This window comes from Neoroseomonas terrae, from assembly GCF_018129025.1.
Classification (GTDB): domain Bacteria; phylum Pseudomonadota; class Alphaproteobacteria; order Acetobacterales; family Acetobacteraceae; genus Neoroseomonas; species Neoroseomonas terrae.
Map to the genome: position 1 here is coordinate 1 of NZ_JAAEDI010000045.1, position 14,748 is coordinate 14,748.

Here is a 14,748-nt window from a genome sequence, read left to right on the forward strand (position 1 = left end):
GGCGCCGCCGACGCGCCGGGCGCCGGGGCGCTGCCGACGGGCTGCGACGGAAAGCGGATGAACGAGACGACGGTGAACACCAGCGCGTGCAGACCGAACATGGCCGCGTAAGTGGCGAGATAGACCGGCATCCAGGCATCGAAGGTCAGCCGCACCAGCGATGGCCCCAGGATGCCCGCCACTACGCCACCAGCCGTTACCCAGGAGATGGCGCGGGCGCGCCAATGGCCGGGCACCAGTTCGACCGCGGCGAAGCGATACTGATGCAGGCATGCGACGGCATAGCCGAGCAGCAGCCCGCCGAAGCACATCACCCAGAAATTCGCCAGGTAAAGTCCGGTACCGATCACGGTCGCGCCGGCCATGCCGAAGCTGGACCCGACGCGGAAGCCGAGCCGCCGCCCGCGCCGCTGCATCAACAGCGCCGCGGGAAAGACCGACAGCATCACGCCGAGATGGGTCAGCGTCGCCGGCAGCGTGGCCAGGTCGCGGTTCGGAAAGAAGGTAACGATCGACAGCGCAGTCGCCGCAACCATCATGGTGTTGCTCGCCTGCCCCAGCGCCTGACAGACCGCCAGAAGGAAGAGATTGGCCTGGGTGCGGCGGTCCAGGGATGGATTCGGCTGTTCGGGCGCGCTCATGGAGAAATTTCTCGGCCAGACCGGCCGCGCGGGAAAGCGGTCCGCGAGCTAGGTCTGGCATGCGTCAGGCGGGGGACCGGCTCAGTGAAAGACCCGGCCGGCGTCGATGACGATGGTCTGGCCGGTCATCGTCTCGGTCCGGCACATCGTCACCACCATGTCGGCACAGTCGTCCTTGTCGGCCGGCTTCTTCAGCAGCGACGCGGTGGCCGAACTGGCCACCTGCTCGGGCCGCAGATTGGCGGTGGCCCGCGTGCCTTCCAGCAGGCCGGGGGCGACGCAGTTCACCAGCGTCTCGGGCGCGAGGGCGACCGCCATGCATTTCGTCAGATGGATCAACCCGGCCTTCGACACCGCATAGGCGATCGAGGAGCCGCTGGGCCCCAGCCCGGCGACCGAGGCGATATTCACGATCCGCCCCCTGCCCTGCGCCTTCATGACCGGCGCGACCGCCTTGGTCAGGCGCATCGGGCCCGTGAGGTTCACCGCCATGATCTTCTCCCACAGTTCCTCGGTCATCGCATCGAGGTCGGGGAACGGGATCGATTTGTTGAAGGCGGCGTCGTTGACGAGGATGTCGAGCCGGCCGAAGCGGGCCTTGACCTCGTCCACCAGCCGCGTCACCGCCGCGGCATCGGTGATGTCGCAGGCGAAGGCGGCGGCCTCCACGCCATGGGTCGCGGCGAGGTCGCTCGCCACCGCCTCGGCCTGGTCGCGGCTGGCGGCGTACATGACGGCGATGGTCGCGCCCTCGCGTGCCAGAGCGTGGCAGATGCGCTGGCCAAGCCCGCCATTGCCGCCCGTCACCAGAGCGACGGCGCCTTTGAGATCCATGGGTTTCCTCCTGCCGGCGGCATCGCGGCGCCTTGCGGCTCGCAGCCTGCGTCGGAAGGGACCGCCCGGCAAGCCGGGCGCGTCAGGTCGCCTCGCGCGCAGGCGCCTTCGGCGCCGCCTGACCCTGCGTGATCAGCCGCGCGCTGCGCTGGTCGCGCAGATAGATCCACACCCAGTTGAGCGACACCATCAGCCGGTTGCGGGCGCCGATCAGGAAGTAGACATGCGCGATGCCCCAGAGCCACCACGCCAGCCGCCCACGCAGCCTGAGCCAGCCGAAGTCGACGATGGCCTCCCGCTTGCCGATGGTCGCAAGGCTCCCGGCGCTGCGGTAACGGAAGGGGCGCGCCGTGGGCTGCCCGGCGAGGCGGGCGCGGATCGTGCGCGCGACATGCCGTCCCTGCTGCTTCGCCGCCGGGGCGACGCCGGGTACGGGCGATCCGTCCGGCGCCGCCACCGCCGCGGCATCCCCGATGACAAAGATCTCGGGATGGCCGGGAACGGAGAGGTCCGGTTCCACCTTGAGGCGCCCGGCGCGGTCCGCCGGTGCGCCGAGCCACGCGGCCGCCGGCGAGGACTGCACGCCCGCCGCCCAGATGATCGTCGATGCCGGCAGTAGCGTGCCGCCGAAGGTCGCGCCCTCGGCCGTGCAGGCGGTCACCGCTTCCCCTAGCGAGATCTCGACGCCCAGCCGTTCCAGCGCGGCCTTCGCGTAGTCGGAGAGATCGGGCCGGAACCCCGGCAGGATGCGCGGCCCGGCCTCGACGAGCACGACGCGCGTCGCCTTCGGATCGATGCGGCGGAACTCGCCGCGCAGCGTGTGATGAGCCAGCTCGGCGATGGTGCCGGCAAGTTCCACGCCGGTCGGGCCGCCGCCGACGATGACGAACGTGGTCAGTGCCGCGCGGCGAAGCGGGTCGTCCTCCCGCTCCGCGCGTTCGAAGGCCATCAGGATGCGGCGGCGAATGGTGGTCGCGTCCTCGAGCGTCTTCAGACCCGGCGCGAAGGGTTCCCACTCGTCATGCCCGAAATAGGCATGCCGCGCGCCGGTCGCGATGACGAGCGTGTCGTAGGCGATGGCCTGCCCGTCCGACAGCAGGACGCGGCGTTCGGCGGCGTCCACGCCGGTGACGGTGCCCAGCAGCGTCGCCACTTCCTCCCGCCCACGGAACAGCCAGCGGATCGGCCACGCGATGTCCGACGTCGCAAGCGAAGCGGTGGCGACCTGATAGAGGAGCGGCTGAAACAGGTGGTGGTTCCGCTGGTCGATCAGCGTGATGCGCACCCGGTCGTTCTTCAGCCCCAGCACCGTGGCCAGCCCACCGAAGCCGCCGCCGACCACGACGACATGGTGCCTGTTGTCGGTTGCCTGTTGGGAGTGGCTCATTCGGCTGCCCGTTCGCCCGTGGAGGGGCCTGCGGGCCCGGGGCGACTTAGCACGGCTTCCCGGACGGGCGGGAGGACAGGAGCATGGCTAATGGATGGCGGCGCCGTGCCTGGCGAGTTCCTTGCGCACGCAAGCGCGCAGCGTCGGCAAGCGTGACCAGGCGAGCGGCAGCAGATCCGCGATTCCGATGGCGAGTTCGCCCCTGCGGATCTCCGCACAGGCTTTCCAGTAGGCTTCCACCTGCGCCCCGGAGTTCGGCGGCGACGCGTTGCTGGCGACTAGCGGCTGCATGATCGATGCCTCCCTTGCCGTTGGCGCCAACGCGATGCGCAGGAGCCGGGTTGCATGAGCGGTGTGAACGGCGCTGTTCGTCCGGTGCGATACCGGAACCAATGACAACGATCAAGCGGCGGATCCAGCCGAGGCGCTGCATCGCATGCAATTCAACGGGCTGCAGGAGCGTCAACGGGCCAGGAACGTCAGCAGGTCCTGCGAAAGCTCTTTCTTGTGCGTGACGTTCAGCCCGTGAGGAGCACCTTCGTACTCACGCAGAGTAGCGTTCGCGATCCCTTTCGCAGCAGGCCGCGCCGAAGCGTCGATCGGAACGGTCTTGTCACCCGTGCCGTGGATGATCAGCGTCGGTACCCGAAAGGCGGAAAGGTCCGGCCGGAAATCCGTGGTCGCGAAAGCCTGCGCGCAAGCGAGCGTCGGCCTCAGGCCGGCCATGAGGGCAACCTGCCGCGACCAGGTCTCCACCTCATCGCTTACCGCGTCGAACAGCAGGCCGGAGCCGTAGAACTGCTTGAAGAATGTCGTGAAGAAGCCGGCGCGGTCGGCCCGCATCTGCTGGGCCATGTCGTCAAACTGCGACTGCGGCACGCCCTCCGGGTTGTCCGGGGTCTGCAACATGTAGGGCACGACGGATGAGACGAGCGCAGCCTGCCGCAGCCCCTTCCCGCCATGTCGCGACATGTAGCGAGCAACTTCGCCGCCGCCCATGGAGAAGCCCACGACGGTCGCATCCGACGCGCCGATGGCGGCCAGCACGTCCGCCAGGTCATCGGCCAGGGTGTCGTACTCGTACCCGACCCAGGGTTGGTCGGATCGTCCGAAGCCGCGCCGGTCATAGGCGACGACGCGATAGCCGGCTTCGGCCAATGCAACGGCCTGGTCATCCCAGCTATCCGCGGACAGCGGCCAGCCATGGAGCAGGACAACGGTACGGCCGCCCCCGTTCCAGTCCTTCAGATACAGGCTCGTCCCGTCGCGTGTCTCGATGTAGGGCATCGGTAGTCCTCCGATCGAATGGCTCTAGCGCTCCGTTTGGTCCTTCAGGGCGCCCGGAACCTCACCCTTGCCGCGACCGGTGGCGGGTTTGTCCTCCTGCGCGCGCTCGGCATGCGACCTGACCTCGTCGGCCTGCTTGCCGCTGGCGTTGCCGCTGCGTGCGTCGATCGCGCCATCGCGCGAACTGCCTGGGATTTTCGGCTTCGTCATCGGTCGGGCTCCTCTCCCACATCGGGAGAACGCAGCCGGGCCGAGCGCCGTTGCGAAACTTCAGCAGCCCGGCGCGGTTCTCGCATTGCCCCTCGTGGGCATTCCAACACCCATCAACCTACGCCCGCCGTACTCCCTGCGGCGGGCGCCTTTTTGTGCTGGAAAGCAGCGCCCGCCGGGCGGATGGGCCGAAGCGCTACGTGGACTGCGGCTGACGCCGCTCACGCCGCGGGGAACCGCGCTCATCCGCAGCCTGTGGGGGCCCGCCAGAGGACGACCCGCGGTACGGAAGCCCACTCTACGCCAAGCTGGCGCCGGTGGTCGGAGGGGGGTCGGCGCCGGCGTCCGACGGAGCCTGGAGGCTAAGCGCCGCAACCCGACGAAGCGCGGCGGCGAAATCGGTGTGGAGAAGCGGGTCGCTCCCGTTCCTGACATTGTTGTCAGCCGTCGTTGCCGCGCTTCGCAGTTCTTCAGCGGTCCATCCCAGAGGCAGCGCCCCGCTGCGTTCCAGATGCGCCGCGAGCCGCGTCACCAGCGTAACCGCCACCATCCCCAAAATCTTGGCGTCGATCTTTTCCATGATGCCCCTGCTCTGTAGCGAGCCATCCGCTCCATTCGGTGGCTTGTGCAACGGCGATTTTTGGGCGCGCTCTCGCAATCGATCAAGGGGTGGCGCAGTCGCTGCACCGCGCCGTCGTCCTGGGCCGCGTCGGAATGCTTGGGCGGCTGATCGCCCCATGCGCCGTTCGTGATGTCAGCCTGTCTTTGGGCGGACGACGCTGCCGATCATCGCCGCCAGTTCCTTGAGCATGTAGGGCTTGTCGAGGCGCGGAAGGTCGAGCGTCGCCTCGGACGGCAGCTCCGCGTAGCCCGTCGCCAGGACGATGGGCAGGGTCGGCCGCAGGCGGCGCACCGCCTCCGCCAACTGCATGCCCGTCATCTTCGGCATCGAGTAATCGGTGATCATGAGGTCGAAATGCGTGCCCTTCTCGATCGCCGCGAGGGCCTGCTGACCTGACCGCGCCTCCGTCACGCGGTGGCCGAGCTTCTTGAGCATGGAACTCGTCGCCATGGCGATCAGGACATCATCTTCGACGAACAGCACCGCGAGCTGGGTGACGGGCGCGGCCGGCACTGGCGGGGACAGTGGCGGCTCCGCGGCCGGGGCGCCGGCCGCGCGGCTCGCCGGCAGCCACAATTCGGCGCGGGTGCCTCGTCCCGGCTGGCTGGTCAACGACAGCCGGCCATGGAGCTGCTTCGCCAGCCCGTCGATCATCGACAGGCCAAGCCCCGTACCCTTGCCCGGTTCCTTGGTGGAGAAGAAGGGGTCGACGGCCCGCCGGAGGGTCTGGGCATCCATCCCATGCCCCGTATCGGTCACCGACAGGCAGAGATAGTCGCCGGCGACGAGGTCGCCCTCATCCGCCGCGACGCACTGCGCGAGCTCGACGGTCACCGTGCCGCCATCCGGCATGGCATCGCGCGCATTGACCAGCAGATTGAGCAGCGCGAGCTCGAGCTGGTTGGCATCGACCATCGCCCGCGGCAGGCCGGGCCGCAGCTTGAGTTCCAGTTCGCAACCCGACCCGAGCGATCGCTCGATCAGTCCCATCATGCCGCTGACCAGGCCCAACAGGTCGGTTGGCTCGACGCGCAGCGTCTGCCGGCGGCCGAAGGCCAGCAGCCGCTGGGTGAGCGACGTGCCGCGATTGGCGGCCTGCACCGCGCCCTCGATCATCTGCATGGCCTCGGCGTCCGCAGCCGCCACGCGATGGCGCAGCAAGTCCAGGTTGGCGAGCACGGCGAGCAGCAGGTTGTTGAAGTCGTGCGCCACGCCGCCGGTGATCTGGCCGATTGCCTCCATCTTCTGCGACTGCCGAAGCTGGTCCTCGGCGCGCTGGCGCTGCGTCATCTCCTGCAGCACGGTCTTGTGCGCCGCGTTCAGGGCGCCCGTGCGCTGCGCGACGCGCTCCTCCAGCGTCTCGTTCAGGTGGCGCAGCTTTTCCTCGTTGTCGCGCAGTTCCTCGATGCGGGCCTTGGCCTCGAACTGGCGGCTGCGCCCGCGAATGGCGGTGCGGGCGACCGAGACGAAGGTCGTGGGATGGAAGGGACGTTCGAGGAAGGTGACGTTTCCGAGCAACTCCGACATCCGGGTCGCCTCGGGATTGCGCTCCGGCCCGCCGCCGTGTGCGGTCAGGATGACGAAGGGCAGGTCCGACCAGGCGGGCTGCGCCTGGACCCAGGTGGCGAGGGGGCGAAGGTCGGTCCGCGACAGCGCCTCCTCCGTCGCCACGACGAAGCCGATTTCGCCGTTGAGCGATCGGACGAGCGCCGCGGCGTCGGGGTGGGGCAGGATCGTCATTGCCAGCCCCGCCTCGCGCATCAGCCCGTCGATGATCGCCACATCACGACCGATGGGCGCGAGCACGGCGACAATCGATGTTCTGGAACTCGGAATGACGTCAATCCCCCTTCCGGTTCAGCAAGGGGGCGCGGTCGCCGACGAAGGTGGGCACACCGCGCAGCACGCCCTGGAACCCACTGAGGGGCTCGCCCAGGGTGAGCCCGTTTGGGCCGATCCGAAACTCCCGGATCGTGGCTTCGTGGTTACCCGTGCGCTTCTTGATGATCGAGACGGCCCGCCGCACCTCGCCCAATGCCTCGAAGTATCGCAGGAGCACGACGGTATCGGCGAGATAGGTGATGTCCACCGGCGACCGCATGTCCCCTACCAGGCCATGCTGGGAGACGGTCAGGAAGGTCGAAGCGCCCTGGCGGTTCAGATACTGAAGCAGTTCATGCATATGCAGCACGAGCGCGTTTTCATGCGGCATCGCCGCCTGATAGCCGTTCAGGCTGTCGATCACGACGGTCTTGACCTTAGCACGGTCGACCTTGTCGCGGACACGATGGGCGAATTCGCCGGGGGCGAGCTCGGCTGCATCGAGCTGCTCGATGTGCAGCGCGCCGCTGTCGCGCATCGCCTCCAGATCGAAGCCCAGTGTCCGCGCGCGGGCAAACAGCAGGCCGAGCTCCTCATCGAACGCGAAGACTGCCGCCCGTTCGCCGCGTCGGACGGCAGCCGCGACGAACTGGAGGGCGAAGGTGCTCTTGCCCGTACCGGCCGGACCAAGGACGAGCGTACTGGACCCGCTCTCGATACCGCCGCCCAGCAACCCGTCGAGTTCCGCGACGCCACTCGTCACCAGCCGCCGGTCGTAGCTGGACCGATGCTCGGAGGCGACGAGGCGCGGGAAGACCGCGACGCCGCCCCTGCGGATGGCGAAGTCGTGGTAGCCGCCGCGAAAGGCGCGCCCGCGATACTTCATCACGCGCAGCCGCCGACGCTCGGCTCCGTAGTCGGGGGCCAGTTCCTCCAGCTTGATGACACCATGGACGACGCTGTGGACGGTCTTGTCGAGCGCGTCGGAGGTCAGGTCGTCCAGCAGGAGCACCGTCACGTTCCGACGCGCGAAGTAGTGCTTCATCGCCAGCACCTGCCGGCGATAGCGCAGGGAGCTCTGCGCCAGCAGGCGGATCTCGGAGAGGCTGTCGAGCACGATGCGCTTCGGCTGGCAGCGTTCGACCGCCGCGAAGATCATGCGGATGGTTTCACCGAGTTCAAGATCGGACGAATAGAGCAGGCTCTGCTGCTGTTGCTCGTCGAGCAGGCTCTCGGGGGGGGCGAGTTCGAAGATCTCGACCGATGGGTCGATCGTCCAGCCGTGTGAACGCGCGCTGTCGCGCAGTTCAGCGGCGGTCTCCGACAGGGTGATGTAGAGGCCACGTTCCCCGGCGAGTGCCCCGGCGAGCAGGAAGCTGAGACCGATCGTGGTCTTACCGGTGCCGGGATTCCCTTCCAGAAGGTACACATGGCCGGGCGAGAGCCCGCCGGCGAGCACGTCATCGAGCCCCCCGATGCCTGTGAGCGCGTGGGCCGCAGTGTCGCCGTCGGAATCCTTCATGTCCTCCTGCCCGTAGCGTGCATGCCGAGATGGCATTTGTCCGGGCGGAAAACGCAAGCCCGGCGGCCGGGTTGCCGACGGTCGGGGGGGGTGGCACCGCGGCGGTGGAGATGGCGGGCTTCGGCGACATCGGGTGAGGCGCGACGCGGATCGGCCGTCTATCGCCAGGCTAATGCTGCTTCACAGCCTGCTTGAGCAACGCGCTGGGAACGAGGGATTTACAGCAGAAGCCACCGGGCTGGTCCGCGCAGATAGCCTCGAGGCGAACATGGGGCTGCAAAGCCTCAAAGGGGACAAACCTACGCTGGCCGAAGCGAAGATCGGCAAGAACTACTTGGATGGCGAAGAACTGTATCAGCTGCACATCCTCTGCGAGCAATGGCTGATTGAATCCGCTGCGATCCGTGCCCGGAAGATGACCATGGCGCAGCTCGCTGTGAAATTCGACGAGCTGCTTAAATTCCAGGGACACGAGGTCTTCGGAGCATACAAGGACTTCCTTCGCGATCGCGCGCACGCGCACGCAGCCCGGGAACTTGAAGCTTGGAAGGAGCGCACCGCGAAGGAGGTCGTTGCGCCGAAGAAGAGGCCGGCAGCATAGCGAAGCTGCCCGCCCCCCTTACCCCATCCACACCGGCGCCCAAAGCACCACGGCGATGGCGGCGGACCAGATCAGCAGCCAGAACTCGAGCGGAAGACGCATGCGCCTTCAACGAGCGCGGGCGCGCCCCGCTGCACGCTCACCGCGATTTGGTTACAGTCCATACGCAATAGTTGCAGGACAAACGGGTGATGACGTGCAGATTTGATCGCGTTGTGAGCGAAAAAACCGCTTCCATCGTGGCGCAGCAGGCGTACGCTCGAACCTATGAGGCGCGTATCGGGACTCCTGATAGCCGCAGTGCTTGCATCTGCCGCCCTGATACTACTGGTGGTCGCGGGCACGCTGATCCTTGATCAGATCGCATCCGCTGCTGATGTAACGCCGCTAGCGACGGGGGTCCGCGCGTAACGGCGCCGGTCACCAAGGCAGGACGCACGCGGCTGCGGCCAATGCCGCCACGACGACCGCAGCGAGGTACAACCAGAATCGCACGACATGCTCCGCGGGTGACGGCCGGGCTAGCGGCCCGCCTCACCCAGCGAACGTGCCAGGCGCCATGTAACGGAGCTGTGTGCGCGGCGCATTAACCTAGGTTAAATGGCCGGAGGCGTCGGTATCAAAGCTGGGTCACTCACTAGGTAACCAAGAAGGAGTACGGCTCCCAACAGCAGAGCGCCCGTCGCGATCGACAGGAAGAATAGAGCGATTTCAAACCATGACATACCAGCTGTACGCGCCGGCATGAGGTTTAGATGCAGCGCACCATGACCTTTCCTCTGATCGCGGCCGGCCCCCGACCTTCACCCCCGCCGCCACCGTCGTCCCTTCAATCTGCCCCAGCGTTCCCAACTGGTGGCCGATGTAGCAGCGGAGCTCGCGCGTCTGGCCGATGCGTTGGATCTCGAAGCGAAGCCCGCTTCCCTGTAATTCAGGCGCGCCATCACGGCCGCCAAGTCGCGCGCTGCCCGCTCGAGGTCGGGGTCTTCGATGCGGGGGCTTGGGCATGGCGGAAGAACGCGGGCGGGTCAGGCCGCCTTGCGGAGACTATCCACCGGGCAGCGACAGCCGCAATTGAGGGCCAAGAGTTGCTTGCCACTATATGCGAGCGACTCGCAACTAACGTGATGAGGCGCAGGACGTGGGGGCGCGATGGGGCCGAACGACAACAGCGGGGACTCTCTTCGAGGGTTGCGTTCTCGCGCCCGAAATGCGCTGGCGCGTGTCCGAATCACAAGGCGCGACCAGGTCACGAGCGAGGTCCTTAGCGCGCTCCGCGACCTGGAGTACGTGGGGACCAATACGGTGGCGGAAATCGCCGCGTGGGCTGGATTGCCCCTCCCCCAGCTGACCAAGTTCGAGAAGGCCGTCGTGCAAAGACTTCGGTTGAGAGGATGGGTCGTCACACCGCCGCCCGAGGAAGCCGACTGCGGGTTGGGCGATCCGTCGCATCGCCAGGAAGACGCCAGCTCAACACCGCCCCAGGCCGTGCCGGCGCAGCAACCAAAAAGCACGCCGAGCCGATGAGGCAGAGTGCTGGCAGGTTGAGTGAGCGATGCACCTCCTCGCCGCGTTTTGGTTGCACACCCGCGTAATAGTTCCGTGGATGAGACGGTGGATAACGTGCATTGTTGATCGCGCCGTGAGCAATCTCTGTCTTCACAAAGCTCGCGCGGCCGTTACCGTACAACCATGAAGCGATTTCCCGGCATCATCCTGAGCGCCTTGCTTGCATCAGCTGCCCTTCTACTCTTAGTCGCGGGCACGACTATGATGGGCAATGTGACGTCCTTGGACGCCCATAACCTGGACGCCCCAGCCTCTCTTGCTCTTCGCGGCTGACGCCTGCGCAAGATCGAAAGCAGATGCGGTGCGCCGCCTCCCCGCAGGGATTCTGTCCCGCGCCCTCGGCGTATCCTTCCGGCGGCGATGGAGGAAATGGGCGGCGATCTCGACGACCAGTCCGCCGCCTTTCGAGAACCTGGCGGGCTTCCGCGGGTCTAACCGATCACCTAGCGCTGCGCCCGCCCAGCGACCTCGAGCCGGACCCGGCCGTCGATCCGCTGGATCGCCCGCGCGGTTGACTGCCTACCATCATGTCAGGTCTTCCTGATTGCCGCCGGGGATTCTAGCGAGGAATGCATTGAAAAAGCGGCAGTTCTCTCGCTTCCTCGAGATGACGAATTGCCTGGCCAGCGAGGCCGGCGCGGGATGGCGTCATCGTCTCAGCCACAACCCGACCAGGACGCCAGAGAACATTGCGTAGATTACCGACTGGACCGGCCGCTCCTGAATTCTGTGCACGCACCGGATAGCCCAGCGCTCAGCGGCCGTAATGCCGTCATGAGCGGCGTCGGCAGCCGCCTGCACGCTGTCCACTGGGTTGGTGGCTGTGTCGCTCATGATGTGTGGCCTCGCTGTGGAGAACCCGCAACGCTTCAGCCGCCTAACGGGTTTGAGGCTCGCGGAAGTGTGGCGGCGAGGCGCTTCTAGATGTCGGCCGCCCTTTGCGCTGACTGAGGCGCATCGGGCGAGGGCAAGACGGTTTGCCTGGGAGCCTCCGCCCCCCCCCGCACGTCATAGCCGGTCTGAAACCTTCCCCCGCGCCTGCTGTTCAAGGCGGGCAATGAGTGAAGGGATTAAGCTGATGAAGTGGGTACTTACACTGGCGGTGATGCTCGCCTCAGCGACGGCAATTGCCCCGCAGGTCGGGGCACAAACGCCCGTGCCGAACCAGAACACCACCCAGCCGGGGCCGCTGCCGAGAGGCGACATCTCGGAGGCGGTGGCGCAGAGCCGCCTTCAGGCGGCGGGGCTGCGGAATATTCGCGACCTGACGCGGCGCAGCGATGGGACTTGGCGTGCGCAGGTGACCTCATCTCAAGGCGTGGATGGCGAAGCAATCATCGACGCGGGCGGTAACGTCCAGCTGAGCGATGGCGTCGCTCGGAATCCAATGCCCACGCCGCGATAACTGCGGGATTCAGCGCGCGGGCAGCATGCGTATTGAGCGCTGCCCGCAGCCTGGCAAATCATTTCTGAACTTAACCACCATCTTCAAGACGAGGTTTCCGGGCTCGCGCTACGGCAGGTATCGTGATGATCCGAAGCCGTCGCTGCGCATCGCCGCTTTTGCAACGGCGCAGGACAAGGTCCGCAGGGAGCTTCTCCGTAATGTGGAACCAAGCCGCGCGTCTCGCGTTGGGATCATCGCTGCTTCGAGAGGGAAGAACGCAATGACCAATTCATCTCTGCGGCGTGGTCTCCTGACGGCCGCCGTCCTCACCATCCCTGGTTTCGCTCTGGCACAGGCGCCGGCGACCACCCGGCCCGCCACGCCGCCGGTGGCCTCGCCGCCCGCGACGACGGTGACCACTCCTACGCCTGCGGCAAGCGCCCGCCGTGCCAGCCAGATCATCGGTGCGAACATCATCAACGATGAGAACCGCGGTGTCGGTGAGGTGCACGATCTGATGGTCGACACGGCCGGCGGCGCGACGATCGCCGTTCTGTCCGTCGGCGGATTCCTGGGCATCGGCGAGCGGTACGTTGCGATTCCGCTCAGCGAGCTCCGCTGGAACAACGATCGGGAGCGCTGGATGCTGCCCGGCGCAACGGTCGACAGCCTGAAGGCGCGCCCGGCCTTCACCTACCCCGAACGCCGGTAAGCGCCTTGCGGCGCTGGTAGCGATACCAGCGCCGTATCGGCCGACCGACGGACGATGGCGAAGATGGGATCCTCGTGCGGACTTTCAACTGATAGCGGCAGGGCAGAGGTTCACGCGGCGGTGGGCCCGCGGATAACCAACTGGCTACCGAGCAAATATCTGACGCGACTGGCACCCCTGCTGGTGCGCGGCCCTCGCCTGTGTGGTGGCGACGCCCGACATCCCGCCGAGTACCGCCGCCGCTCCGACCTCACCAGCTGTCGGCGCGGCACCTCCGCACCATGGGCCGGCCTCGCCGTAGCCTTCGGCGAGGAGGCGCTCCCGGCAGGCTCGGACCTGCGCGACGTCGAATGGGCCGCTCCCCTGCGGACACCAGCGGCCGACGCCTTCGGCATTCCTGAACTCTATGGCCGGCGCATCCATGAACCCCACAGGGGGATGATGGTTGGTAACGCCACATGCCGCGACTGCAAGCGCACCCGCGAAAACGGCAACCTTCATCACCCCCCGGCAATTGCTGACGAGGGTAGCGCAACGTCAAAACAAATCGAGATGAAGCCCGCCGGGTCCGCGTGGGGTCCGCGAGGGAAAATCGCCTTGTGGATAACCGGGAAAAGCGATGGTGGGCGCACAAGGACTCGAACCTTGGACCCGCTGATTAAGAGTGAGTTCTGCACATCAATAATATCAACGGCCTTCTGAACTTCCGGCCGCTGCCCTCAGGTCGAATAACGCATCATGAAATGGATCTTCAGCCCCGTCGCGTCCGCGCCGGCGCCGTCGATATCGATCGTCACCAGGGCATCATCCTCGATCGCCTCGGCGGTCAGAACTGCCGGCACCGCGGCCGTGCGGCTGGTCAGCTCCCCCTGGTCGATCGTCAGCTTGGTGCTGAGGATCGTTGCGCCATCGACATTCACATCGACGGTGACGACGCCGGAGGTTGACGCGCCATTCAGCGTGACCCGCAGCCCCTCCAGCACGCGCCGGCGCAGCATGCGGAAGCTGACCTTGGCGGCGCCCGCTTCCAGCTCCGTCGTCTCATCCCCGCAGGCGATGGTCATGTCGGCGCGCAGGGCCGCCTCGGTGACGTCGGGGATCTCGCCGATGTCCGGCGGCGGCACGAAGAAGCCCGTCCGCGCGATGAAGGCCACGGCGAAGAAGGGCGGGATCGTCGCTACATCATGCTGGTGGTTGTCGGCAGGCGTGATGTCGTGGTCGTGCGGCAGGCCCTCGCCGGTGCTCTCGCTCTCGCTGGGCCGGTCGGCATAGTCCCCCGTGCTGGTGATGACGCCGCCGCCTGCGCCCTTGCTCACCAGGTTGGAGCCCTGGCCGTGCTTGTGCGGCGGCAGCTGCGGGACGGTCAGGGCACGCTCGCCCGTCTTCCCCCCATGGGCGTGCCCACCATTCGGGCTGGTGGTCGCCGAGGTGTTGCCGCCCGTCGACAGGTAGGGGAACACCGGGCCGAAGCCGACGACGAACCGATCGGTCATGTTCGGCGTGCCGTTGGTGCCGTCGGCCAGCTGCCAGCCGTCGGGAATGTCGAGCAGCGAGCCGGTGTAGATGTTGATGATGGTCCGCGGCAGTGCCCGGTTGACGGCGTTCGTGACCAGCAGCTGCACATAGGCCCGATCGACGCCGCTGCCGGAGATATCGGGCTGCAGCATCACCGGATTGCCGTCGCTATCGAAGGCAAAGATGCTGTCCGCGCGGACCGGTGCCGCCGGCAGCACCAGCCCGCCCGGCGGGTCGCCCTGCGGGATGCGGATGGTTCGGGAAAGCCGATCCTCCAGCTGCTGGAAGGTGATGTAGACGCGGTTGCCGTCGCTGTTCAGCGCCTCGGCCGTCAGGTCGCCGCCGTTGGCATAGCTGCTGGTCCGCGCCGTCGGCTGGTCGCTGATCAGCACGATGACATCGGCCGCCTCGGCGCCCGTCAGCAGGTTGACGGTGCCGCCGCCCTGATCGCCGGCGCCGGTTACCGTGTAGTGGGTGCCGTACTGCAGCTCAGTCTCGGTGCTGCCGCGCAGGCGGAACACCGCGACGTGCTGCGGCTCGTACACCGGGAAGTCGAAGGGGAAGGCCGTCTGCCCGCCCGAGGCGATGAAGCGCTCGCGACGGTCATTCTCCGGGATGGTGTTGATCGTCATGGCGGGTC

The 14,748-nt window shown here is 67.0% G+C and carries 12 protein-coding genes and 1 pseudogene; 3 read left to right on the plus strand and 10 right to left on the minus strand.

Going from position 1 to position 14,748, the window contains the following annotated elements:
- From GXW78_RS26770 to GXW78_RS26810, 9 genes and pseudogenes are all read right to left on the minus strand, one after another.
- Window positions 1-641, minus strand: a pseudogene (locus tag GXW78_RS26770) (hypothetical protein); the annotation flags it as partial.
- Window positions 642-722: 81 nt separating this feature from the next.
- On the minus strand, window positions 723-1,475 hold the full coding sequence (locus tag GXW78_RS26775) for an SDR family NAD(P)-dependent oxidoreductase (protein WP_211871984.1): 753 nt from the start codon (window positions 1,473-1,475) through the stop codon (window positions 723-725).
- Between the two features lie 82 nt (window positions 1,476-1,557).
- A complete protein-coding gene (locus tag GXW78_RS26780) occupies window positions 1,558-2,862 on the minus strand; it encodes an NAD(P)/FAD-dependent oxidoreductase (protein ID WP_211871985.1) in 1,305 nt (434 codons plus the stop codon).
- 87 nt (window positions 2,863-2,949) lie between these two features.
- Entirely contained in the window at window positions 2,950-3,153 is a 204-nt protein-coding gene (locus GXW78_RS26785) for a hypothetical protein (RefSeq protein WP_211871986.1), read from the minus strand.
- Window positions 3,154-3,324: 171 nt separating this feature from the next.
- Entirely contained in the window at window positions 3,325-4,149 is an 825-nt protein-coding gene (locus tag GXW78_RS26790; protein WP_211871987.1) for an alpha/beta fold hydrolase, read from the minus strand.
- A 24-nt stretch (window positions 4,150-4,173) separates the two neighbouring features.
- The gene (locus GXW78_RS26795; protein WP_211871988.1) at window positions 4,174-4,359 is read right to left on the minus strand and encodes a hypothetical protein; all 186 of its coding nucleotides are present in this window, start codon (window positions 4,357-4,359) and stop codon (window positions 4,174-4,176) included.
- Window positions 4,360-4,657: 298 nt separating this feature from the next.
- Complete coding sequence (locus GXW78_RS26800) at window positions 4,658-4,939, minus strand: hypothetical protein (protein WP_211871989.1); 282 nt, start codon at window positions 4,937-4,939, stop codon at window positions 4,658-4,660.
- 174 nt (window positions 4,940-5,113) lie between these two features.
- Window positions 5,114-6,787, minus strand: coding sequence for an ATP-binding protein (locus GXW78_RS26805; RefSeq protein ID WP_211871990.1), 1,674 nt, complete (start codon window positions 6,785-6,787; stop codon window positions 5,114-5,116).
- Window positions 6,788-6,821: 34 nt separating this feature from the next.
- Window positions 6,822-8,324 (minus strand): ATPase domain-containing protein, encoded by a 1,503-nt coding sequence (locus GXW78_RS26810; RefSeq protein WP_211871991.1) that lies wholly within the window; start codon window positions 8,322-8,324, stop codon window positions 6,822-6,824.
- 172 nt (window positions 8,325-8,496) lie between these two features.
- Here GXW78_RS26810 and rhuM point away from each other — a divergent pair, with 172 nt between their 5' ends.
- The 3 genes from rhuM to GXW78_RS26825 all read left to right on the plus strand — a co-directional run bounded on the left by rhuM (window position 8,497) and on the right by GXW78_RS26825 (window position 12,593).
- Window positions 8,497-8,925 (plus strand): RhuM family protein, encoded by a 429-nt coding sequence (gene rhuM, locus GXW78_RS26815; protein WP_211871992.1) that lies wholly within the window; start codon window positions 8,497-8,499, stop codon window positions 8,923-8,925.
- A 2,647-nt stretch (window positions 8,926-11,572) separates the two neighbouring features.
- Window positions 11,573-11,899, plus strand: a complete 327-nt coding sequence (locus GXW78_RS26820; protein WP_211871993.1) for a hypothetical protein — start codon at window positions 11,573-11,575, stop codon at window positions 11,897-11,899.
- Between the two features lie 25 nt (window positions 11,900-11,924).
- Window positions 11,925-12,593 carry a PRC-barrel domain-containing protein gene (locus tag GXW78_RS26825; RefSeq protein ID WP_211871994.1) on the plus strand — a complete coding sequence of 223 codons (669 nt, stop codon included), beginning with the start codon at window positions 11,925-11,927 and terminating at the stop codon, window positions 12,591-12,593.
- A gap of 719 nt (window positions 12,594-13,312) precedes the next feature.
- On the opposite strand, the gene GXW78_RS26830 is transcribed toward GXW78_RS26825, so the two are convergent.
- Window positions 13,313-14,740, minus strand: a complete 1,428-nt coding sequence (locus tag GXW78_RS26830) for a hypothetical protein (protein WP_211871995.1) — start codon at window positions 14,738-14,740, stop codon at window positions 13,313-13,315.
- Window positions 14,741-14,748 lie beyond the last annotated feature (8 nt).